Below are 22,672 nucleotides of genomic sequence, written 5' to 3'. Positions count from 1 at the left end.
CGGCAAGCCTATAACAAGCCCATAACAAGCTGGAGACGACATGAAGTTGAACGATGCGGCATTGATGCGCACGCAGGCGTACATCGATGGCGAATGGACCCAGGCCGACGACGGCGCGCGCTTCGCGGTTGCCAATCCGGCCTGCGGCGCGGTGATTGCCGAGGTGCCCGACATGGGCGAAGCCGAAACCCGGCGCGCGATTGCCGCTGCGGAGCAGGCGCTTGCGTCCTGGCGTGCCACCACGGCCAAGCACCGGGCCGACGGCCTGCGCCGCTGGTACGACCTGATCCGATTGCACCAGGCCGATCTTGCGGCGCTGATGACGGCTGAGCAGGGCAAGCCGCTGGCCGAAGCCGAGAGCGAGGTGGTCTACGGTGCGTCATTCGTGGAGTGGTTCGCGGAAGAAGCCACGCGGACCTACGGCGAACTGATTCCTGCGCCGGCCGGTGACCGCCGGCTGATGGTCATCAAGCAGCCGGTAGGCGTGGTCGCGGCGCTCACGCCATGGAACTTCCCGGTGGCGATGGCCACGCGCAAAGTCGCGCCAGCGCTGGCGGCGGGCTGCACAGTGGTGCTCAAGCCCGCCTCCGAGACGCCGCTGTGCGCGCTGGCGCTGGCCGAACTGGCCCACCGTGCGGGCATTCCGCGCGGGGTCTTCAACGTGGTGACCAGCGCGCGCGCCGCGGTCATTGGCGCGGTGCTGGCGCAGAGTCCCGCCGTGCGCAAGCTGTCGTTCACCGGCTCCACTCGCGTCGGCCGGCTGCTGATGGTGCAGTCCGCCGCCAATATCAAGAAGCTGTCCCTCGAGCTCGGCGGCAATGCGCCGTTCATCGTGTTCGAAGACGCCGACCTGGACGCGGCGGTACGTGGGGCGATGGTGTCCAAGTACCGCAACGCGGGGCAGACCTGCGTCTGTGCCAACCGCATGTTCGTGCACGCCGCCGTCTACGACGAATTCGCGCGTCGGCTTTGCGACGCCGTGGCTGCCCTGAAGGTGGGCGACGGCAGCGGGTCCGGCATCACCATGGGGCCACTCATCAACGCGCGCGCTGCCAGCCGCGTGCACGAGATGGTAACGGACGCGGTGGAGCTAGGGGCCCGCGTGCTGGCCGGTGGCCAGCGGCAGGATGCGGGCAGCGCGTTCTATGCGCCGACCGTGGTTGGCGAGGTAACGCCGTCGATGCAACTGGGACGCGAGGAGATCTTCGGCCCGGTGGCGCCGCTGCTGCGCTTCACGTCGGACGAGGAAGTAGTGCGGATGGCCAACGACACGCCGTATGGCCTTGCCGGGTATTTCTATACGCGTGACTTGCGCCGCGTGTGGCGCATTGCCGAGGCGCTGGAATGCGGCATGGTCGGCATCAACGAAGGCTTGATCTCCACCGCCGTCGCGCCCTTCGGCGGCGTCAAGGAATCGGGACTGGGTCGGGAAGGTGCCCGCCAGGGCATCGAGGACTACCTGGAACCCAAGTACATGTGCATGGGCGGCATCTAAGTATTCAAGTCGAAAGGACAAGAGGAGCGAAGCAATGGATTTCCTGTATTTCACGAAAGAATGTATGATATATCATGCATCAAAAACAGTAGGAGACGCCCGATGAACCACGCCGTTGCAACGGCCATGCCGACTGCTTCCGCCAGCGCGCTCGCGCCCAGCGCGGAACAGGTCGCGCTGCTCAAGGAGCGCGCCACCTTCGTCCGCCTGGAGACCATCCGGCTGATCGAGATCGCCAAGACCGGCCACTACACCTCGGTGTTCTCGGCGGCCGAAACGTTCGCCGCGCTCTACTACGACGTCATGCAGCTGCGCCGTGGCGAGCCCGGCTGGCCGATGCGGGATCGCTTCCTGATGGGCAAGGGGCATGCGGCGGTGGGCTTGTTCCCGATCCTGGCCGACCTGGATTTCTTCCCCAAGGCCTGGCTGGATGAGTACACCCGCCTGGGCAGCCCGCTGGGCGATCACCCGGACATGCGCAAGGTACCGGGCATCGACTTCAGCTCGGGCTCCATCGGGCACGCGCTATCGGCCGGGCTGGGCATGGCGCTGGCGGGCCGGCACGCGGGACTGGATTTCACCACCTTCGTCATGCTGGGCGACGGCGAGATGCAGGAAGGGCAGGTGTGGGAGGCGGCGATGTCCGCCGCGCACCACCGCGCCAACCGCCTGGTGGCCATCGTCGACCGCAACGGCTACCAGCTCGACGGCGCCGTGGACGAGGTGATGGGCATCGAGCCGCTCGACGCCAAATGGCGCGCGTTCGGCTGGGAAGTTCACGTGGTGGATGGCCATGATGTTGCGGCCCTGACCGCCTTGCTACGCCAGCTGCGCGCCGACGATGGCCGCACCACGCCGGTTTGCGTGATTGCCAAGACGGTCAAGGGCAAGGGCGTCTCCTATATGGAGACCGAGCCCGGATGGCACCTCGGCTATCTCGCGCCCGACGATGCGCAGCGCGCCGTCGAAGAAATTCTCTCAAAGGATCGATAGCATGAACCAGCCACTTTCCAAGGACTCCTGGCAGTACCGGGGCCTGAACGCCATCACGCCGGGCCTGAGCTACCTGTCCGACGGCCTGATCGACCTGGTCGACACCGGCGCGCCTGTGCTCGCGGGATCGGCCGACCTGCAGTACTCCAACGGCCTTGCGCGTTTCGCGCAACGCTTCCCCGAGCGCTATATCCAGTTCGGCATTTCCGAGCAGAACATGGTGACGGCGGCCGCCGGCATGGCAAGCGTGGGCTATACGCCGTTCGTCGCCACCTTCGCGTCCTTCCTCGCGCTGTTGTGCTGCGAGCAGATCCGCATGGACGTGGCCTATTCCGGCCTGCCGGTGCGGCTGATCGGCCATCACGCGGGCATCTCGCTGGGCTTCTACGGCACGTCGCACCATGCCACCGAGGACCTGGCCATCATGCGCTCCATCGCCGACCTCACCGTGGTGGCGCCGGCCGACGGCCCGCAATTGCGCGCGGCCATCAAGGCATCCGCAGGGCACGCGAAGCCGATCTACTTCCGCATCGGCCGGGGCCGCGAGCCCTCTGTCTATGAAGAAGGCACCGAGTTCGAATTCGGCAAGGCCATCGAGCACTTGCAGGGCGAGGAGATGACGCTGATCGCCACCGGCTCCAGCGTGCATCCGGCGCTCGAAGCCGCAAAGCGGCTCAACGCCGCAGGCCATTCGGTGGGGATGATCGACATGGCAACCGTCAAGCCGCTGGACCGCGAGGCCGTGCTGCGTGCGGCTGCGCGCTCACGCGTGCTGATGACCGTGGAAGAGCACAACGTGCTGGGCGGCCTCGGCGGTGCCGTGGCCGAGGTGCTGACGGATGTGGGCGCCGGCGTGCGCCTGGTGCGGCACGGCATCCTCGACGAGTACAGCCTGATCGCGCCGCCCACGCATCTCTACAAGCACTACAAGCTCGATGCCGACGGCATCGAGCAACTGGCGGCGCAAGCCATCGCTTCGTAGCGGGTGCGGCCTGTGCGGGTTGGCTGCCCTCTGCCGCTTGCGGAAGAGGGCGGCCAACCTGCACAGGCGCAAGCAGCTTTTCAAAACAAGACAGAGTCGACCCGACTCAGGAGACAGTATGCGCAATCTTATTTCAAAGACCCGGCTAGCATACCTGCTGGCCGCCGGCATCGGCGCCACCCTGGCGTGCAGCGCGGCATTCGCCCAGGTAAAGGAAGTCCCCATCGGCTTCGTGCTGCCGCTGTCCGGCGGCGCGGCCACCATTGGCAACCAGACCAAGCTCGGCGCGGAGATCGCCGCCGAGCAGATCAACAAGGCGGGCGGCATCCGCTCGCTTGGCGGCGCCAGGCTCAAGCTGATCTTTGCCGACAGCCAGTCCAAGCCCGACGTGGGTGTGGCGGAAACCGAGCGCCTCATCCAGCGCGAGAACGTGCCCCTGATCGTCGGCGCGTACAACAGCGCGGTGACCTTCCCGGCGTCCGAGGTGGCGGAGCGCTACAAGGTGTCGTGGCTGGTCACCGGCGCGGTCAAGGACGAGATCACCGAACGTGGCTTCAAGTATGTCTTCCGCCCGAACAACAAGGCCATCTACGACGCGCGCGAGCAGATCGATGCGCTGGAGCTGCTCAAGAAGGAGACCGGCAAGGGCCCCAAGACGCTAGGACTGTTCTATGAAGGCACTGATTGGGGCCGCTCGCACGCCGCCAATATCAAGAAACTGGCGAAGGAGCGCGGCTACGCCATCGCGATGGACGAATCGTATCCACCCAACCAGACCGACCTGTCCGCGCAGTTGCTCAAGATCCGCAGCGCCAAGCCCGATGCGCTGATCGTGGTTGCCTACACGCCGGACCACATCCTGTTCACGCGCCAGCTGGCCGAGAGCCGCCTGTACCTGCCCTACGGCGTCCATTCGGTGGGCGGTGGCTCGGAGGACCCGAACTTCTACAAGGCGGTGTCACCCAAGGCCGTCGAGTACATGTTCGTGCAGGATGACTTCCAGGTCGACATCATGAAGGCCGTCAAGGATCCGGTGGTCATCGACGCGGACGCGAAGTTCAAGGCGGCAATCGGCTATGGCATGAACTCGTATGGTGCCCAGGGCGTGTCCAACCTGTACATAGTCAAGGACGCGCTGGAGCGCGCCGCCTCGGTCGACCGCGAGAAAGTGCGCAACGCACTGGCCTCGACGGATATCTCCAGTGGCCCCGCGCTGGTCACCGGCTACCAGCGCATCCAGTTCGACAGCCAGGGCCAGAACACCTTTGCCCACGGCGTGATCTCGCAGAACCTGAACGGCGAGCGCCGCACGGTGTGGCCGGCGGACAACCGGCTGGCCGGCGTCAAGCCGGTGTGGCCGCTGCCGGCGCCCGGCGCGCGCTAAGCGGCGGCAGCCGCATGATCCGGCACGGTTGCCGGATCGTCATTTCCCGCACGGCGGCGCGAGCCGGCCGTGCCCAACCGAGGTAGGTATATGGACCCAATCATTCTGGCTTACGCCGTGGTCAACGGCGTATTGCTCGGCGGGATCTATGGCGGCATCGCGCTGGGCCTGAGTCTCATCTTCGGCGTGCTGAGGGTGATCAACTTCGCGCATGGCTCCTTCCTGATGCTCGCCATGTATCTCAGTTACCTGATCTGGTCGGTCTTTGGCATTCATCCGTATGCCACAGCCTTGCTGACGGTGCCCTTGTTGTTCCTGTTTGGCTATTTCACGCAGGCCGTCGTCATCTCGCCCCTGTTCCGGCGGGAGACCACCATGGTCGTCGAGCCGCTCGGCGCATTGCTGCTGACGACGGGCGTGTTCCTCGTCATCGACAACGCGATCCTGATGGGCTTCGGCCCCGATGTGCGCACGGTGATCACCGACGTGCTGAGCGGCTCGATCGACATCGGCGGGCTGCCCGTCAATGTCCCGCGCCTGATTGCCTGCGTGGCGGCGGTTGGCGTGTCCGGCGGGCTGGCCTACTGGCTGCGCTTCACCGACACCGGCCGGAAGATCCGCGCCACCGCGCAAAACCGCGAGGCCGCGGCGCTGTCTGGCATCAACGTCGGGCGTGTGTACAACGTGACGTTCGGCATCGGTGCCGGCATCCTCGGCCTGTTCGGCGCGCTGCTGGTGCCGTTCCTTCCGGTCTCGCCCACCACGGGGCTGGGCTTTGGCATCAAGTCCTTCCTGGTGGTGGTGCTCGGCGGCATCGGATCGATTCCCGGTTCCTTGCTCGGCGGCCTGGTGCTGGGCGTATTCGAGTCAGTCGCTTCGCAGTTCGTGACCGCTACATCGGCATCGGTGTTCTCGTTCTGCCTGTTCATCGTTGTCCTGCTGGTCCGGCCAAACGGCCTGCTAGGCCGCAAATGAGGAGGGCCTCCGTATGAAATCATCAAGGACGAATATCAACCTGGTGCTAGGCCTGCCGCTGCTGTGCGCGGGCGTTGTGCTGCCCCTGTTCGTCACGGACAGCTATGCGCTGCACTCGCTCATCATGGTGCTGTACTTCGCCTACATGGCGTCGGCATGGAACTTTGTGTGCGGCTATGTCGGGCAGCTCTCGCTCGGGCATTCGGTGTTTGCCGGCGGCGCCGGCTATGTCACCGTGCTGCTGTTCACGGGGCTGGGCTTGTCGCCGTGGCTGGGCATGGTGGCTGGCGGCATGGCCGCCGCGCTGCTGTCCCTGTGCATCGGGTATCCGACCTTCAAGCTCAAGGGACCGTACTTCACGCTGACGACGATCGCCTTTGCCGAGATCGTCCGCATCTGGATCGAAAACACCGATGAGTTTCTCGGCATACCGCTCAAGGGCGCGCAAGGCTTGGTGATCCCGCCATCGGCCGGCGGCTGGACGGTCTTCCAGTTCGACGGCAAGGTGCCTTACTACTACATCATCCTTGCCATGCTGGTCGTGATGTTGTTGGCCACGTTTGTGCTGGAACGCTCGCGTCTGGGCTACTACCTCAAGGCGATTCGAGGCGACGAAGCCGCAGCGCAGGCAGTCGGGGTGAGCACCACCAAGTACCCGCTGATCGCGCTGGCGATCAGTGCCTTCATGACCGGACTCGGTGGCGCGTTCTATGCGCAGTTCTTCCGCTACATCAACCCAGAGCGGAACATGGGTCTCGACTTGTCGATCGATGCCGCCATCATGGCGATCGTCGGCGGGCAGGGGACCATCATCGGTCCGGTGATCGGCGCCTTCGTGCTGCATCCGATCGCAGAGTTCACGCGAACCTATTTCGCGGGTCGCTTCCTCGGCCTGCATCTGGTGATCTATGGGCTGGTGCTTATCGGAGCGGTGCTCTACTTTCCCAAAGGGATTATCGGACCGCTCGATCGATTGCTGCAACGGCGTGTCAAGCGGCGTCTCGCGGTTGAGCTACCGCCGCGCGCAAGGCCTGATGGGGAGAGGGCGCAATGAAAAATATCCTGGAAGTGAAATCCATCGGCAAGCGATTTGGCGGTCTTCAGGCGGTGAATCAGCTTTCATTCACCGTGGGCGGGGGCGAGATCCTGGGCCTGTTGGGCCCGAATGGTGCGGGAAAGACAACGGCATTCAATTTGATCGCCGGCTTCATCAAGGCCGACGAAGGTGAGATTCTGTTTGCCGGCGAGCAAATTCGCGGGCGCGAGCCACACCAGATCTGCGCCAGCGGCATTGCGCGAACCTTTCAGCTCTCAAAGCCGTTCGGCGGACTGACCGCGCTGGAGAACGTCATGGTTGGCGGATTCGCTCGCGGCGGTTCGCGCGCCAAGGTGCGCGACGAGGCCTACAACTGTCTGGAGTTCCTTGGCCTCGCCCAGCGCGCGGACACCGATGCCAACGACCTGACGGCTTTCGACAAGCGCAAGCTCGAACTCGGCCGGGCGCTGGCTACCAAGCCACGCCTGCTTCTGATGGACGAGGTCGTCGCGGGGGCGACACCGAGCGAAGCCGGAGAGATGGTGGAACTGGTCCGGAAAGTGCGGGACAGGGGCATCACGGTACTGATCGTAGAGCACGTGATGAAGGTCATCATGGGTTTGTCGGATCGCGTCATTGTGATGGAGCAGGGGCGCCTGATCGCTGACGGCGTGCCGTCGGAGGTCGTGAAGATGCCTCAGGTACTCAAGGCCTATTTTGGAGAGGGCTATGTCAGCACCAGTGCTTGAAGTCAGCGATATCTGGTCGGGCTACGGTGAGCAGCAGGTCCTGCGTGGCGTGAGCCTGTCGCTTGCGCCGCGCTCAATTACCGCGCTGATCGGCGCCAACGGGGCGGGCAAGACTACCTTCCTGCGCACGGTGTCTGGCCTGTTACGCCGCAAGCGCGGCACGGTGCGCTTGAACGGCAAGTATCTCGACGGCCTTGCGCCGCATCAAGTAGTAACGGAAGGCTTTGTCCAGTCGCCGGAAGGCAAGCAGTTGTTCCTCGGCATGTCGATTCTGGAGAACCTGCTGATCGGCGCTAGCAACGCGCGCGCGCGCCAACGACGCGCGCAGACCCTGCGCGAGGTGTTCGAGCTGTTCCCGATCCTGGAGGAGCGACAGAAGCTGGCGGCCTCCACCTTGTCGGGCGGGCAGCAGCAGATGCTGGCCGTTGGGCGCGCGCTGATGGCGATCCCCCGTGTGCTGGCCCTCGATGAGCCATCGCTGGGGCTGGCCCCGATCATGGTCGACCGGTTGTTTGACAGCATCCGCCGTCTGAAGGAGCGGGACCTGTCGATCCTGGTTATCGAGCAGAACGTCAACCAGGTGCTGGATATGGCGGACTACGGCTATGTGATTGAAAGTGGCACGATCGCGCTGGCGGGAACGGGCAGGGATCTGCTAGCCAACCCGCAGTTGCGCGCAACTTATCTCGGCGTCTAGCCGAAGTGATCTGAAAACTGGAAAGGAGCCATTTAGTATGGAGCAACGTGTTGCAGTGGTGACGGGCGGTGGAACAGGCATCGGCAGGGCCATTGCCGAGGAACTCAACGCGGCAGGCATGCGGGTCGTCTGCCTTGGCATGGATGCCGATCCGGACCTGCCTGACGCGCTGACCTACCGCAAGCTCGACGTGACCTCGGTTGACGCTGTCCGGGCGGTGACGGAAGATCTGGATGACGTATCGGTGCTGGTCAATGCCGCCGGCATCATCCGGCACGAGGGCAAGGAGTTCACGCCAGAGGGCTTTCGAGCCGTCGTCGATGTCAATCTGAACGGGTCGCAGATCCTGACCAGCGTGCTGCAGGAGCGCCTGGTGCGTGCCCACGGGGCGGTGGTGAATATTGCCTCGATGTGGAGCTACTTCGGGTCGGCGAACAACCCGGCCTATGCCGCGAGCAAGGCCGGCATTCTCGGCTTGACACGCTCGTATGCTGTGGCCCTCGCGCCGCACGGCGTCCGGGTGAACGCGGTCGCACCGGGCTGGATCCGCACGCGGCTGTCGGCCGGTGCGCTCGACAACCCTGAGCGCAGCGCCGCCATCATGGCGCGGCTGCCGATGCGCCGCTGGGGCACGCCTGGCGATGTGGCGCGCGTGACGCGGTTCTTGTGCTCGGAAGACGCGCAATATGTGACGGGGGTGATTCTGCCTGTGGACGGAGGATTCGGCATCGCCTGATTGTGGTGCTCGACGACAGCCGGCCGCAGCCGGCTGTCGTTGTATCGGACTCGATTTCGTGTGCAGTAGAGGCGTCCAGGTACTGACGTGACGCGACTGGACGACGATCTTCACCGGTACCAATTTACCTAGTGACCCGATGACAGGCTGTGAAAGCCCGCAATTCTGAAGAATGCCGGGATCTCATCCCGACACGTAGCCGCCGTCGACCGGAAGCGTAACGCCGGTAACGAATGCCGCGGCGGGGGACGACAAGAACAACGCGGCTCCGACGAGATCGTCCACCTCGCCCCACCGCTTCAACGCACTACGCGTGGAGATGCGCTCGGCAGTCTCTGGTGTTTCCCAGAAGACACGCGTCATGTTCGTCCGGTGATAGCTAGGCGCGATCGCATTGACGCGAACGCCGGCGCCGCCAAATGCATGCGCGAGCGATCGCGTGAGGCCGACTATCCCGGTCTTGCTCGCGCAGTAAGCGGGCACATCGCCATCGGCGAGATAGCTCAGCATTGACGCGATACTGATGATCGATCCGCCCGACTGTTCCAGAAGTGGCCGGACGGCCGTCGAAAGATGCATTGCACTGGTGAGGTTCACGTCCAGCACGTCGCAAAACACAACGTCGCGATACTCCTCGAAGGGACGTGCGACACCTGCAGCATTCACCAGGACATCAAGCCGGTCCCGGCCCCTTGCGAATGCCTGGATGGCTCCCGCGTCGCGAACATCGAGCTGTTCGAATCGGATTGGCCCAAGCATGCTATCCGAGCGCGGCGAAGCCCTGGGCTATTGCTAATCCAATGCCGCTGGACGCACCGGCCAGCCTGGCTCGCGGTAGTCAAAGGTGCCGGCCACGCCCAGGGCGGTGAGCCGGGCGCGATGCCTCGTCGAGGCGGCGACCCAGACCCGCCAGCCACGCGCGAGCGCCAACTGGACGAGGATCGAGCCAACGCTGCCGCCCGCGCCGCTCACCAGAACGTCGCGCCACGGCACGTCGGGCACCTTTTGCAGCGCTTACCAGGCGGTCAGCCCAGGACAGGGCAGGCTGGCGGCGAGTTCGTCGCTCACGTCCTCGGGCACCGGCAACAGGCATTCGGCACGCAGGCAGGTGTATTCGGCAAAGCTTTCGGTAGGTTGATGCATCTGGGGCTCCTCAGGCGGTTTCAGGCTGAGCATTGGCGATGCGCGCCTCGTCGTGAAAGTGCGGCAGTACATGCGCCGCGATTTCCTCCATGACTTCCCGCACCGGCCGGTGGCTGCGGCGGAAGTGCAGGCCGATATGCCCGGCGCCGGCTTCGCGCATGGCATGGAGCTCGGCAATCAGGCCGTTGCGGCCAACTGCCGCGCCAAAGCGCTGGCGCTGCAGCGGCGCGTTCGCATCGTCCAGCAAGTCAAGGTGGATAAAGCTGATGTAAGGCTTCGCGCCGGCCACGCTGCGCCAGAGCACGCTGCGGCGCGTGTGGTCTTCCGGCGTGCCGGGATAGGCAAGCCACCCGTCCATATGCTCACCTACCCAGGGCGGGGTCTGCTGGGCCAGCCCTGCCACCAACAAGGGCAATGGCTTATGCAGGCGCGGCAATACCTTGATGCCAGCGGGCAACTCGGCCGCGCCCGCGTCGCGCAACAGCGCTACCTGCTTGCGGAAGGCCTCGCCGCGGTGTTCGAAGTCGCGGCCGAAGACCGGGTATTCGATGGGGCGATCGCCGCTGGCCACGCCGAGCAGTAGCCTGCCGTTGCTGAGATGATCTACCGTGGCGGCGGATTTCAGCGTCAGCACCGGTTCGCGCAGCGGCAGCACCACCGCGGCCGTGCCGAGCAGGATGCGCTCGGTCACGCCCGCCAGGTAGCCCAGGTAGCTGAAGGTTTCGAAGACCTGCGCGGCGTCACCGAACTGCGGGTCATAGAGCGGTACGTCCCGCACCCACAGCGCGCGAAAACCGAGTTGATCTGCCAACCTGGCCAGCTCGCCGTGCCGGATCAGGTCCGGCTCCCCGGGCAGGCGGCCGGCCTGGCGGCGCGCAAGGTCGCCGGCGGGCGACCAGTCATTGTCCAGCGGCAATTCGACGCCGACGCTGAAGCCGCCGGCGGTCAGTTTTTCCAATGCTGATGGCATGGCGATTCCTTGTGTGCCGGCCTATGCGGCGGCCTTGGTTTCGAGCGAGGTGCCGGTGTGGAGCGGGTAGTCTGTATAGCCGGCGGCGGCACCCCCAAAGTACTTGGAGCGGTCGCCTACGCTGAGCGGCAGCTTGTGCTGCAGGCGGTAGGGCAGGTCCGGGTTGGCAACAAATGCACGGCCGAAGCCGATCAGGTCTGCCCAGCCCTTGGCCAGCGCCTGCTCCGCACGCGCCAGGGTGTAGTTGCCGGAATAGATCAGCGTGCCCGGATAGATGGCGCGCAACGCTTCCTTGAACGCCGCCGGCATCACCGGGGCATCTTCCCAGTCCGCCTCGGCGATATGAATATAGCCAACACCGATCTGCCCGAGCGCATGCGCAGCGGCAAGGTAGGTGGCTTCCGGTGTATCGTCGACCGCGCCCTGCAGGGTGGTCAACGGCGCCAGGCGCACACCGATGCGCTCCTTTCCAACCACGTCGGCCACGGCCTGGGCCACTTCCTTGAGGAAGCGCAGCCGATTGGACAGCGAGCCACCGTATTCGTCATCGCGGGCATTGGCTTGCGAATCGATGAACTGGTTGATCAGGTAACCATTGGCGCCATGCAGCTCAACGCCGTCGAATCCAGCATCCAAAGCGTTGCGCGCGGCCTTGGCGTAGTCCGCGACGATGCGCCGGATTTCGTCGACGGCAAGCGCGCGCGGCGTGGAATGCTGGATCATCTCGCCGACGCCGGCTTGCGGGCCGCGTCCCTCGGGATCGATGAATACCTTGACGCCATCCGCCACCAGCGCCGATGACGAAACCGGCGCGGCGTTGTCCGGCTGCAGTGACGTGTGCGAAACCCGGCCCACATGCCAGATCTGCGCGAACATTCTGCCGCCGGCGGCATGCACCGTGTCGGTGACCTTGCGCCAGCCGCGCACCTGCTCCGTGCTGTAGATGCCGGGGGTCCAGGCATAACCCTGGCCTTGCCGGCTGATCTGCGTGCCTTCGGAAATGATCGAGCCTGCGCTAGCGCGCTGGCTGTAGTACTCGGCCATCAGGTCGGTGGCGACGTCGCCGGCGCCGGCCCGCGAGCGGGTCATGGGAGGCATGACGATGCGGTTGGGCATCTCGATGTTGCCGAGGCGGTAGGGAGTGAAAAGCATGGTTCTCTCGCACGTAGGAAAGGTCAGGCTGAAAGCCGCCACGAGGAGCCGGCCAGCATGAAGACCCTTGGGGTTGCTCCGGCCGTGTTGCCGGCAAGATGTGGCGATTATCGGGAGAACCCGGGTTCCGAAAATACCCCGCCGCGGGCAAATGATCCTTGCGTCCAGGTCAAGGATATGCCGATGTACGCCCTGCGCTGGAGAACAACGGAGCGCGGGATAACGGCTAGCCCTACTTTCGCAAAGCAAGGGGCCGGATCGACGGTTCTTGCCAGTCAATCGTGGCTGAACGGGCGCCCATGTCATACATGAAACAACGTTGGTCCCCACCGCTGCAGTTCGAAAACCTTCACGGCGCGGCGCTGCTCGGCCGTGAGCTCCGGCGCCAGCATTGCCGTTGGCCGTCGTCCCGCCGCCCCGGTCTTCGTCCTCACCAACGTCACCTTGATCTCGGCCAGTCCTTCCATCATGCGACGGGCCGAAGCGTCGGTCCGCAGGGCAATCTTCGCCAAGCTCACGAGCATCAGGCCGAGCACGGTCGCGAAGGTGTGCAGGCGCAACGATCCATCGGCCCACTGGTGTGACGGTCCCCAGGGAACCACGCCGCCTTTCTTGGCCCTGCGGAACAGCTCCTCGACGTTCCACTGTCCTCGGAAGGCGGAAACGATTCGCCCGGTGCTCCAGTTGTGCCGATCCGTACACAGCACCCGCCTGCCCAGCCGCGTTCTCTCCAGTTCGCGGCGCAACGTGGCATCGACGTGCCAATGCAAGGTCGGTACCGCTTCGCTGCCGGCGATGGTGGTCACGACGAAGCTCGACAGGTGTTCCCGAGCGAGCGCCTTCTTGACCCGCAGCTCCAACCGGCTGCGCGTGATGCGGCCCTTTTGGACCAACTCCTCCAGCGTGCTCAGTTCCACCTTCGCCTTGCGCAGTGCCGTCGCGATCCCGCGTTTCTGGCCCGCCAGCAACTCCTGGCTCTCCACCACGACGAGCGTGCGATCCAACTCGCCGACGGTGGTCCGAACCCGCGCCGCCCGCACGTCGCTGAGCTTGCCTGACAGCGGCTTCATGGCACCGCGCTGCGCCGCCATCCGCAGCGCCTCCTCCGCGGCCTTGTGTCCCAGCGGCAACGAGATGAGGCTGTAGTAGCCGGCGGCATCGAGATCGAGTTCCAGTTGCGGGCTCCAAAACCCGCCGTCCCGTACCACCGTGCGCTGCGCCGGCCGCGCGCGGCCCTCACCGCTGTCGAGTGCCTCGTGCAACTGCGCCAACCCACCCAGGCACGCCGCGAGCACGGCCTGGTCCGAGCCGTTGCCGGGATACGTCCGATACAACAGCGGCACATGCCCGGTCTCGCTGACCAGGACGCCAAGCCCTACGACACGCAGGTCGCTTCTCTTGCTCTTGGCGTGGCCTCGCCGGGCCAGTTCGCCGGGCGTCTGCGTGTCGATGTGGGTATCGAAGTTCATCGTATCGAACGCGAGCACGTCGGCGGACAGCTCGAAGCGGGCCACCGCGGCCTTCGCGATGGCCACCTGAGCCTGCTCCAACTGCTCATCGGTTACCTGCTGCGCGACGCGATGAAAGGCCTGACCGGTGAACGCGGACCCCGGCAAACACGACAGCCGCGGCAAACTCGCGTCCAGAAAATCACCCAGCTCGCACTTGGGTCCCGGCGCACACGCACGCTGAATCGCCACAGCCACCGCCAACTCACCCACCGACGGGCCATCCTTGGCGCCAACCCCTGCGCACGCGCGATCAATCTGCCCGACCAAGTCCAGCTGCTCGGCCACCCAGATCAAGGCTCCGACATCGCCGACCCCGCGCGTGCCCACCGTCTGGGTCGCGCTCAGATCCGCCACTCGCGGCGGCTCGGCCGGTCCCAGCACGACCTGGCGTGCGACGGAACGGCCCCGCTCGGCGTCCCACACCGACTGCGCGGCAATACGGTAGCGATGGCCGTTGACTTCTCGTTCGAAGATGTGCATGTTCTTTCATGTAGCATCTCAGAGCCAAAGAATCAAGCGAAATCCAGTATCTACGCGGCATTCCGACTCGGTGCCACCGCGGAACAACACCGAGCTTGCGAAGGTAGGGCTAGATCGTCGGCAAACACCGCCGGAGACACTCGACATCCGTGGATGCTGAAGGTCGTCATCTCGATGTGCGGGAAGGCGCGTCCAATGCCGTCGCCGTCCACCACGGGAAGGCCGGTCATCGCGCTGATGGCGAGGGGAAACATGGCATTGGCGCCGCCGATCTCGGCACAGATGATCGCGTCGATCGGGCGGCCGTAGAGGGTCACGGCGTGGTCCAGCAAGGTCTTCAGCGCGGCTTCGCTGACGAGGTGCTCGACCAGCACCGTGGGCGCGCCAATGCCTGCGACAGCGACCACGAAGGCGTCGTCGCTGAGCGCGTCGACGGGAATCAGCCGGGGCTGCATGCCCGCGGCGAGCTGCTTGCGCAGGAACAGTTCGCCCACATAGGGATCGCCGCCGCCGCCGGTGCCGAGAAGTACTGCGCCCCGCGCCAAGTCCTGGCTGGCGAGCGCATCGAAGGTATCCGTCATTTCAGTTCCGTGATTTCAGTGCCGTACATTGGGTTCAAGGCTGGCAGGCGGCGCCGGCCGTGGCGAGCTCGCCGACGGCGCGCACCCTGACGCGGGTGGCGCCGTACTGCATATGGGTCATCGGCAATTCTGTGACTTCGACGACCTCCACCGTAGCCGGGTCCGCGCCGGCCTGAATGGCATCGTCGATTGCGTGCTGGCGCGCATCGCGCAGCACCGCATCCCGGCCGAGTGCCGCCATGTCGAACAGGCGGTCGACCCGGCCGCTCACCTGGGCGATGGCCGCGCCGATCGCGTTGGCAACATCCGAGTGGCGCGGGCGCAGCACCTCCGATGCGCCATCGAGCGAGTCGGGCAGCAGGATGCTGCCCCCGCCCACCAGTACCACCGGCACTGGTTTGGCGCTGACGCGCATCTTGTCGATGGCCTCCTCGATGGCCGATGTGATCGCCTGCATGGCGTCGGCGCCAAGCTGGCGGTCGAGCCCAGCCACACGCGCGGCGTCGCCCACGTTGTGCAACGCGCACACGCTGACGGCGACATCGGTGGCCGTCAGCGTGCTGCCGCCGAAGACCAGCGCTTCCTGCAGGATGCGAAAGCCCACCGATTCGGGCCCCACCTGTACCGCGCCGTCGCCGCGCCGGATCAGGGACCCGCCGCCGACTGCCACCGACAGCGTGTCGGGCATACGGAAATTGGTGCGTACCCCGCCCAGGCTGTTCTGTCCGGCCGTCTCGCGGGGAAAGCCGCGCACCAGCGCGCCGATATCGGTGGTGGTGCCACCCACGTCGACGACGAGGCCATCGGTGATATTGGTCAGGAAGGCGGCGCCGCGGATACTGTTGGTCGGGCCCGCCGCGCAAGTCAGGATCGGAAACGCGGCGGCCATCCGCGTGGAGATCAGTGTGCCGTCGTTCTGGCTGATATAGAGCGGCGCGCACAGGCCCAGTTCGGAGAACGCGCGCTCCATGTCGGCGATCACGGTGCGCGCGAAGGGTCGCAGCGAGGCGTTGATGATGGCGGCGTTCTCCCGGTCGACCAGGCCGATGCCGCCTACATCGGACGACAACGTGACGTGCACGGTGGCGCCCAGCGTCTGGCGGAGGATGGCTTCGGCCTCCTGTTCGATGTCGGGCCGGATGGGCGCGAAATTGGCGGCGATGACCACCGATTCGATCTGCTTGGCGCGTATGTCGGCCGCGATGCTCGCCAGCTCGGCCGGATCGAGTTCGCGGTAGATCTCGCCGGTATAGAAGGCACCTCCATGCGCGAGATAGACGTGCTCGCCGATGGCGGCGCGCGCGTCGTCGGGCCATGCGAGCATCGGCGGCACGCCATCGGTCTTGGGCAGCGACAAGCGGACCGTGGCGACCTTAGCCAGGTTCTTGCGCTGCAGGAAGGCGTTGATGAACTGGGTGGTGCCGACCATCACGGCGCGGATCGACTTGGGGCGCACCTGGGTCTTGGCCAGCAGCGCATCAATCGCGAGGGCCAGCCCGTCGCCGACGTTTGCGGTGGTGGGCTGCTTTAGCGCGGCCACGACGGTACGTCCGTTCATCAGCACGGCGTCCGTATTGGTGCCGCCGACGTCGATGCCGATGCGCAGGTCTTCAGAATCCGGGGTTGTCATTGTTCTCCTTGTTGGGTTGCTGTCGGACGATGGCGCCGCTTCCCGAGGAATGGCAGGCGCGGCACGGGCTTGTCAGAACGCCTTCGACAGCACGACATAGGCCGTGGTCGCGGACAGTGAGTTCTTCGTATAGACGGGCACCAACGCCTTGAACTTGATGTTGCTTTTCCAGGCGGGAATGTCGTACGAGACGACAGGGCCGAGCGCCATCGACGCATAGTGCCGGCCGTCCGGCTGGACAACCTGGCCGTTGACGTGGTCGTCAGACACTTGCGTGGCGTAGTACCCCGCTAGCCCGACCTGCCAGCGGGCGAAGTGCTCGCTGACAGCGAAGTTGACGTTGGCGACCGTGCCACTGGCATACTGCGTCGCCCGGTTCCTGGCCGCGAAATTGAAGAACACATGGGCGCTCATCTCCAGGCCGTCTCCCAGCATGTCGGGCTTGGTCAGGTAGGTAAACGCTGCATTCGGGACGAAGAAATAGACGTTGCGCCCGGAGGTGTAGAGATCGCTCGTGTTGTATTTCCCGGCCGGGAACACCATCGAATAAGCCAGCTTGACGGTGAGGCCCGTGGGCGCCAGTCCCTGCGGCGTGTTGCCCAGGTACTTGCTCCACATAATGAGGTCGGAATAGATGTCGCCCACGCCCTTGTAGTTCTGCGCTGCGCCGTTGACCTCCAGGCGGCCGGTATTGACGCTGCCTTGCAAGGTGGTGCCTAGGGTGCCGCCGAAGAGTTGGAACGGATACACATAGAGCAGGCCTGCCGCGGCAACGCCGGACTCGATGCGGCCGCGCAGGTTGGGATCTTGGTGGCCGTCGTTGCCGTAGAACTTGTTGCCATTCCCATAGCCGGCGACGACGGCACCATAGAAGCCGCTGACGGGCGGCAGCATGGCGGCCTGGATGTCGGTGCCACCGATCGGCCCCCCGTAGTTCGCGCCTTCCGATGCGTGCGCAAGGCCGCCGCCGCCCAGGGCGAGCAAGGTGCCAAGCGACAGCGAGGCGGCATACTGCATTCCATTCATTCACTTCTCCTAAATACAGCGTCTTGAGCCGCTACTTGAGTCAGCGGCTTGACGTGGTGCGTGCGTATTGCCCACGGATTCATCCAGGGACTCCACCAGCGGCGGTTCCCCTTCGGCTTCCGATCGAAGTCTGCTCAAGCGCGCGATGCCGGCCTGGACGCGCTTGGCAAGTGGGGACGTCTGAATTGTTGTCTGTCCGGAAGCCGGCTAGGCTCAGGGAAATGGGGGAGGAGCGCCTGCAATTTGGGGGAGGCTGCGGGCCGCGACGGGGTGCACGGAAATGGGGCGCGGAATTTCATTGCGCAGCTCGGATTCACGGTGTGGGATCTGATCTGACTACGCCGCCATCCTGGCAATTTTCGTGGGAATCGGGGTGAATCCCTGCTCATAAATGAGAGGCATTCTTGCTCTACGCGATGTGAAAATCCAGTGCATTGCGACCGCTGCCGCTGGCTCGGATCCATTGTGCCGGCGGCTCAAGTGCCTGGCCTGCGATCACGACATCAAGAGAAATGGACTTTTGGCCGGCGCCGGCGAAGATAACCAGGCGGGCTCCCTCAGGCACCGCAGCAGGTGCGAGCTGCTGGATGTTCTCCATGTCGACGAGAATGATCGGGCCGGGCATCCTTTTATCCGCTTCGTTAGCGCGGAGCATGGATCACCACAAATCCGGGGTCGCAGTGATCGCGGCCTGCGTCCGTGGCTGCTTCTTCGGTATCAAACGTGCCTACCTCGGCCCTCATGCCTGGCAGCAGGCGCCGTGCGCCACGTGAGCCATCACGCGCGAATCTCAGCCGCGGCCGGCGCCAGCAGGTGCACCAGGCGATTGATGCCGCGCGCGTCCACTTCCGATTCCGCCACGACGTAACTAAGGCTCCCGATCGCACGCCCGTCTTCGCTAACAATGGGGGCGGCGATACCCACGCGGCCGGGGTCGATCTCGCCGTGCGAGACTGCGTGGCCCGCCTTGCGTAGGCGGCTCAGCGCCTGGCGGAACGTCGTCCAGTCCTCTCCCAGGCCCGCTGCCCGAATCTCGTCTGCATGCTTGTTGTAGATCGCCTGGAGCGTCCGCGTCTGCTGGAACGCCAGGATGATCCGGGACGTAGCACCGCGGAACATGATCATCGGCCGGCCGCGCTCATAGCTCACCACCGCCTGCGGCCCTTGATTGAGCACCTGGTGCACGCACAGTACCGAGTCGCCGAACGCGCGGCACAGCAGCATCACCGATCCTGGCGGCGCGTAGACGATCAACTCGTCCATGATCGGGCGCGCCTGTTGCAGCATGGGGTCGGTCAGCTGGATCTGGCGGTCGAGCTGGATGATGGCGGGCCCCAGCACGTAGCACCCCGCCCCGGCCGTGGCCACCAGTCCCATCTCCATCAGGTTCGACAGATAGCGGTAGGCGCTACTGATAGACACTTCGAGTTGCGCGGCCACTTCCTCAGCGGTCCATACCGGCTTCTTCAGCGAAAACAGGCTCAGCACGCCGAGCGCACGATCCGTGGCCATTCTCCATGCTCCTTGGTTCCATCCCCGAAGCATATCACTGAGTCTTGCTGTACCTGCAAGAATCTCGCCATGCGCTCATAGTGGTAAACATTGACTGCATTATTCGCATATATTGATAATAATGCAGTCAATCGGTGCGCCCCCAAAGAGCGGCACCGCATTTGGACCCAGGAGATTCCATGAGACTCATCAGCTTCATCCACGGTGGCCGCGAGGCCTTTGGCGTCGTCGTCGGCGACCGGATTGTCGACCTTGCGCCGCATCGCGAGGCCGTCGGTGCCAACCTGCGCGAAGCCCTGGCGCGCGGCGCCTTGCCGCGCATCGCCGCGATCGCCGCCGACAGCCAGCCGTCGCTGGCCGTCGCGGACGTCGAATTCCTACCCGTGATTCCCGATCCGGCCAAGATCCTCTGCGTCGGCATCAACTACGCATCGCACGTGCGCGAGACCGGCCGGGAGATGCCGCAATACCCGATGTTCTTCATACGCTTCGCCGATTCGCAGGTCGCCCACGGCAAGCCGATCCTGCGCCCGCGCGCATCGGAGAAGCTCGATTTCGAAGGCGAGCTGGCCGTCGTCATCGGCAAGACTGCGCGTCACGTCGCCGCCGCCGAGGCGCTCGGCTACGTGGCAGGCTATTCCTGCTACAACGACGGCAGCGTGCGCGACTGGCAGAAACACACTATCCAGTTCACGCCCGGCAAGAACTTCCCGCAGACGGGCGCGTTCGGGCCGTGGCTGGTGACCAGCGACGAGATCCCCGATCCGTCGCAGCTGACGCTGACCACGCGCCTGAACGGCGAGGTCGTGCAGCAAGCGCGTACCGACGACCTGATCTTCAGCGTGGGCGATGTCATCGCCTACTGCTCCACCTTCACCGAACTGCGCCCGGGCGACGTGATCATCACCGGCACCACCGGCGGCGTGGGCGCGTTCCGCAATCCGCCGCTGTGGATGCGCGCGGGTGACACGGTCGAAGTGGAAATCTCTGGCATCGGCGTCCTGCGCAACGGTATCCAGGACGAATGATGTTGTCCGGCGCCGTCGCGCGCCGGCCGAGGAGAGACTCATGAACCAATCCACTTCGCTCGCCGCCGCCGTGCTGGTGGTCGGCGCGGGCCCGACCGGCCTGACGCTGGCCAACGTGCTCGGTCAGCAGGGCATCGACACCATCCTGATCGACCGCAAGGCCAGCACCGTGGCCGAGCCGCGCGCGGTTTCCATCGACGACGAATCGCTGCGTACCATGCAGGCGATCGGCCTGGTGGAGGCCGTGATGCGGGACGTGGTGCCCGGCTACGGCGTGCACTATCTGACCAGCCCCGGCGGCCGCTGCTTCGCCAAGGTGGAGCCCACCGCCAGCGAGTACGGATATCCGCGCCGCAACGCGTTCCGCCAGCCGCTGTTCGAAGCCACGCTGCGCGAGGGGCTGCAGCGCCATCCGTCGGTGCGCGTGCTGTTCGGCCATACCCTGGAATCCCTGTCGCAGGACGACGATGGCGCGCATGCCGTCGTGCAGGGCCCCGACGGGCCCCTGCGCATCCACGCCGCCTACGTAGTCGGCACCGACGGCGGCCGCAGCTTCGTGCGGCAATCTATCGGCGCGACGCTAGCCGGCTCGTCGTTCAACGCGCGCTGGCTGGTGGTCGATACCGAGAACGACGACGACCCGTTCTGGCAGACGCGCGCCTACTGCGACCCGTCCCGCCCCGTGGTCGACGTGCCCGGCCCCAACCGCACGCGCCGTTTCGAGTTCCTGCTCCAGTCCGGCGAGACCGACGAAGAGGTCCTGCGGCCCGAGCGCCTGGCCGAACTGCTGCGGCCGTTCCGCGGCAACCGCCCGGCCGACGTGGTGCGCAAGACCGTCTACACGTTCCATGCCCGCGTGGCGGACCGATGGCGCGTGGGGCGCGTGTTCCTGGCCGGCGACGCCGCGCACCTTACGCCTCCGTACGCGGGGCAGGGCATGAACAGTGGCGTGCGCGACGCGCACAACCTGGGCTGGAAGCTCGCCGCGGTGCTGCGCAACCGGTTGGCACCGGCCGCGCTCGATTCCTACGAGAGCGAGCGGCGCGACCACGCGTGGGCGCTGATCCGCCTGGCGCTGAACCTGGGCGTCGTGATGGCGCCGCGCAGCCGTCTGTCGGCATGGGCATGCGCCGCGTTCTTCCGCGCCACGGCGCTGGTGCCGCCCGTGCGCGACTACTTCCTGCAGATGAAGTTCAAGCCCAAGCCGCGCTTCCACGATGGCCTGCTGGAAGCGAGCGCCGCCGATACTGCCGGGCTGGTCGGCACCATGCTGCCGCAACCGAAGGTGCGCACCGTGGGGGATGCGGAGCTGCCGCTCGACGAAGTCATTGGCGATGGGTTCGCGCACGTCGCCATCGGCGCCGAGGCAATGGCTGACACCGCCGGACTGGCGCACGCCCTGTGGCGCCGGCTGGAAGCGCGCCGCGTGGTGCTGCTGCCCCGGCTGACGCCGGAGGCGGTGCGCCTGGCGGCACAGCACGGCTACGTGCCGGTGGAACTGGCGTCAGAGGCGATGCCGAAGACGCTGCGCGCGCTGGCGGGCAAGGTGGTCGTGGTGCGTCCGGACCGCTATGTGGCCGGCGTGTTCGGCCACGATGACGCCGAGGCGCTGGCCACGGCATTCGGCCGGCGGCTCGGCATCGACATGGCGCAGGCCGGCACGGCGGAAGAGGTCGTCGCAACCGCGCGTGCCGCATAGGCACGCCGCTCCACGGCAAAACAGACAAGCAGGAGAAACATGACCACACTACAGACTTCCACGCCGCTGCGGCTCCATCACCTTCATCTGCGCAGCGGCGCGCCGGACGCGCTCGCGTCTTTCTACCAAGACCTGTTCGAGCTCCACCGCGTGCCGGCGCCCGAAGGCACTGTGGCGCTGGCGGGCGGCGAGCGCGCCGTGGTGATCCGCCAGGGCGAGGATCCCGGGCTCGCCCTGGCGGCCTACGCCGCGCGCTCGGTCCAGGACCTGGCCACGCTGCGCGCGCGCCTGGCGGACCTGGCGCAGGATGCCGGTCCGGCAGCGGAGATCTTCTTCGCCCGGGGCGCGTTCACCGTGACGGACCCGCAAGGCCGCACCCTGCTGTTCGGCGTGCCCCGCGCCGGGCGCGAGCCGGACCGGCTGGCCGCGCGGCTGCAGCACACGGTGTTCCAGACCACGGACCTCAAAACCGTCGTCGACTTCTACGTCCAGCGCATCGGCTTCACGGTCTCGGACGAAGTCGTGACCGACGACGGCGCGATCGCCACATGCTTCCTGCGCTCGGACGACGAGCACCACTCGCTGGCGTTCTTCCAGGGCTCGCAGAACGTCTGGGACCACCACTGCTACGAGACCAGCTGCTGGAACGACATCCGCGACTGGGGCGACCGCTTCGCGCGCGTGCGGCGCGGCATCTTCTTCGGTCCCGGCCGCCACGGCCCGGGCAACAACCTGTTCTTCATGGTGACGGACCCGGACGGCAATCGCGTGGAGCTGTCGGCGGAGCTGGAACAAGTGGATGCCGGGCGGGCACCGGGCGTCTGGCCCCACGAGGAATACACACTCAATTCCTGGGGGCGAGGCTGGATTCGCACCTGACCCTCAGGTCCGCG

The 22,672-nt window shown here is 65.7% G+C and carries 23 protein-coding genes; 12 read left to right on the top strand and 11 right to left on the bottom strand.

The window, feature by feature from the left end:
• The first annotated feature begins 40 nt into the window (after nucleotides 1-40).
• From ACZY0R_RS38995 to ACZY0R_RS38955, 9 genes are all read left to right on the top strand, one after another.
• Nucleotides 41-1,495, top strand: coding sequence for an NAD-dependent succinate-semialdehyde dehydrogenase (locus ACZY0R_RS38995; protein WP_488866620.1), 1,455 nt, complete (start codon nucleotides 41-43; stop codon nucleotides 1,493-1,495).
• A gap of 102 nt (nucleotides 1,496-1,597) precedes the next feature.
• Entirely contained in the window at nucleotides 1,598-2,488 is an 891-nt protein-coding gene (locus tag ACZY0R_RS38990) for a transketolase (RefSeq protein WP_488866618.1), read from the top strand.
• Between the two features lies 1 nt (nucleotide 2,489).
• Nucleotides 2,490-3,470 carry a transketolase family protein gene (locus ACZY0R_RS38985; protein WP_488866616.1) on the top strand — a complete coding sequence of 327 codons (981 nt, stop codon included), beginning with the start codon at nucleotides 2,490-2,492 and terminating at the stop codon, nucleotides 3,468-3,470.
• Between the two features lie 118 nt (nucleotides 3,471-3,588).
• The gene (locus ACZY0R_RS38980) at nucleotides 3,589-4,854 is read left to right on the top strand and encodes an ABC transporter substrate-binding protein (RefSeq protein ID WP_488866614.1); all 1,266 of its coding nucleotides are present in this window, start codon (nucleotides 3,589-3,591) and stop codon (nucleotides 4,852-4,854) included.
• A gap of 90 nt (nucleotides 4,855-4,944) precedes the next feature.
• Entirely contained in the window at nucleotides 4,945-5,829 is an 885-nt protein-coding gene (locus ACZY0R_RS38975; RefSeq protein ID WP_488866612.1) for a branched-chain amino acid ABC transporter permease, read from the top strand.
• Nucleotides 5,830-5,842: 13 nt separating this feature from the next.
• Entirely contained in the window at nucleotides 5,843-6,883 is a 1,041-nt protein-coding gene (locus ACZY0R_RS38970) for a branched-chain amino acid ABC transporter permease (protein WP_488866610.1), read from the top strand.
• Entirely contained in the window at nucleotides 6,880-7,614 is a 735-nt protein-coding gene (locus ACZY0R_RS38965) for an ABC transporter ATP-binding protein (RefSeq protein ID WP_488866608.1), read from the top strand. Before ACZY0R_RS38970 ends, ACZY0R_RS38965 begins: the two co-directional genes overlap by 4 nt.
• Nucleotides 7,595-8,311, top strand: coding sequence for an ABC transporter ATP-binding protein (locus ACZY0R_RS38960; RefSeq protein WP_488866606.1), 717 nt, complete (start codon nucleotides 7,595-7,597; stop codon nucleotides 8,309-8,311). The genes ACZY0R_RS38965 and ACZY0R_RS38960 overlap by 20 nt, the downstream gene beginning before the upstream one ends.
• Nucleotides 8,312-8,348: 37 nt before the next feature.
• Complete coding sequence (locus ACZY0R_RS38955) at nucleotides 8,349-9,047, top strand: SDR family NAD(P)-dependent oxidoreductase (protein WP_488866604.1); 699 nt, start codon at nucleotides 8,349-8,351, stop codon at nucleotides 9,045-9,047.
• Nucleotides 9,048-9,230: 183 nt separating this feature from the next.
• On the opposite strand, the gene ACZY0R_RS38950 is transcribed toward ACZY0R_RS38955, so the two are convergent.
• The 11 genes from ACZY0R_RS38950 to ACZY0R_RS38900 form a co-directional block, all read right to left on the bottom strand.
• Nucleotides 9,231-9,806: an SDR family NAD(P)-dependent oxidoreductase gene (locus ACZY0R_RS38950; protein ID WP_488866602.1), complete on the bottom strand. Its 576-nt coding sequence runs from the start codon at nucleotides 9,804-9,806 to the stop codon at nucleotides 9,231-9,233.
• Between the two features lie 33 nt (nucleotides 9,807-9,839).
• A complete protein-coding gene (locus ACZY0R_RS38945) occupies nucleotides 9,840-10,040 on the bottom strand; it encodes a hypothetical protein (RefSeq protein WP_488866600.1) in 201 nt (66 codons plus the stop codon).
• A gap of 21 nt (nucleotides 10,041-10,061) precedes the next feature.
• Nucleotides 10,062-10,190, bottom strand: a complete 129-nt coding sequence (locus ACZY0R_RS38940; RefSeq protein WP_488866598.1) for a hypothetical protein — start codon at nucleotides 10,188-10,190, stop codon at nucleotides 10,062-10,064.
• A gap of 10 nt (nucleotides 10,191-10,200) precedes the next feature.
• Nucleotides 10,201-11,160, bottom strand: coding sequence for a TIGR03571 family LLM class oxidoreductase (locus ACZY0R_RS38935; protein ID WP_488866596.1), 960 nt, complete (start codon nucleotides 11,158-11,160; stop codon nucleotides 10,201-10,203).
• A 21-nt stretch (nucleotides 11,161-11,181) separates the two neighbouring features.
• Entirely contained in the window at nucleotides 11,182-12,312 is a 1,131-nt protein-coding gene (locus ACZY0R_RS38930) for an alkene reductase (RefSeq protein ID WP_488866594.1), read from the bottom strand.
• Nucleotides 12,313-12,614: 302 nt separating this feature from the next.
• Complete coding sequence (locus tag ACZY0R_RS38925) at nucleotides 12,615-14,303, bottom strand: IS1634 family transposase (RefSeq protein WP_488866592.1); 1,689 nt, start codon at nucleotides 14,301-14,303, stop codon at nucleotides 12,615-12,617.
• Between the two features lie 50 nt (nucleotides 14,304-14,353).
• Nucleotides 14,354-14,884: an S-methyl thiohydantoin desulfurase domain-containing protein gene (locus ACZY0R_RS38920; RefSeq protein WP_488866590.1), complete on the bottom strand. Its 531-nt coding sequence runs from the start codon at nucleotides 14,882-14,884 to the stop codon at nucleotides 14,354-14,356.
• A 34-nt stretch (nucleotides 14,885-14,918) separates the two neighbouring features.
• Entirely contained in the window at nucleotides 14,919-16,514 is a 1,596-nt protein-coding gene (locus tag ACZY0R_RS38915) for a hydantoinase/oxoprolinase N-terminal domain-containing protein (RefSeq protein ID WP_488866588.1), read from the bottom strand.
• Nucleotides 16,515-16,586: 72 nt separating this feature from the next.
• Complete coding sequence (locus tag ACZY0R_RS38910) at nucleotides 16,587-17,540, bottom strand: SphA family protein (RefSeq protein WP_488866586.1); 954 nt, start codon at nucleotides 17,538-17,540, stop codon at nucleotides 16,587-16,589.
• Between the two features lie 409 nt (nucleotides 17,541-17,949).
• Nucleotides 17,950-18,165, bottom strand: coding sequence for a PIN domain-containing protein (locus ACZY0R_RS38905; protein WP_488866584.1), 216 nt, complete (start codon nucleotides 18,163-18,165; stop codon nucleotides 17,950-17,952).
• Nucleotides 18,166-18,317: 152 nt separating this feature from the next.
• Nucleotides 18,318-19,052: an IclR family transcriptional regulator gene (locus ACZY0R_RS38900; protein ID WP_488866582.1), complete on the bottom strand. Its 735-nt coding sequence runs from the start codon at nucleotides 19,050-19,052 to the stop codon at nucleotides 18,318-18,320.
• A gap of 179 nt (nucleotides 19,053-19,231) precedes the next feature.
• On the opposite strand from ACZY0R_RS38900, the gene ACZY0R_RS38895 reads away from it, so the two are divergent.
• Genes ACZY0R_RS38895 through ACZY0R_RS38885 form a run of 3 tightly spaced genes read left to right on the top strand, consistent with a single transcriptional unit; the run spans nucleotide 19,232 to nucleotide 22,658 of the window.
• A complete protein-coding gene (locus ACZY0R_RS38895; protein WP_488866580.1) occupies nucleotides 19,232-20,080 on the top strand; it encodes a fumarylacetoacetate hydrolase family protein in 849 nt (282 codons plus the stop codon).
• 40 nt (nucleotides 20,081-20,120) lie between these two features.
• Nucleotides 20,121-21,779 (top strand): bifunctional 3-(3-hydroxy-phenyl)propionate/3-hydroxycinnamic acid hydroxylase, encoded by a 1,659-nt coding sequence (locus ACZY0R_RS38890; protein ID WP_488866578.1) that lies wholly within the window; start codon nucleotides 20,121-20,123, stop codon nucleotides 21,777-21,779.
• A gap of 39 nt (nucleotides 21,780-21,818) precedes the next feature.
• Nucleotides 21,819-22,658 (top strand): VOC family protein, encoded by an 840-nt coding sequence (locus tag ACZY0R_RS38885; RefSeq protein ID WP_488866576.1) that lies wholly within the window; start codon nucleotides 21,819-21,821, stop codon nucleotides 22,656-22,658.
• The last annotated feature ends 14 nt before the right edge of the window (nucleotides 22,659-22,672 follow it).

The sequence above is a fragment of the Cupriavidus sp. F041 genome (assembly GCF_057814235.1).
The sequence above is the reverse complement of the archived record's forward strand: the minus strand, read 5'-3'. Positions and strand labels throughout refer to the sequence as shown.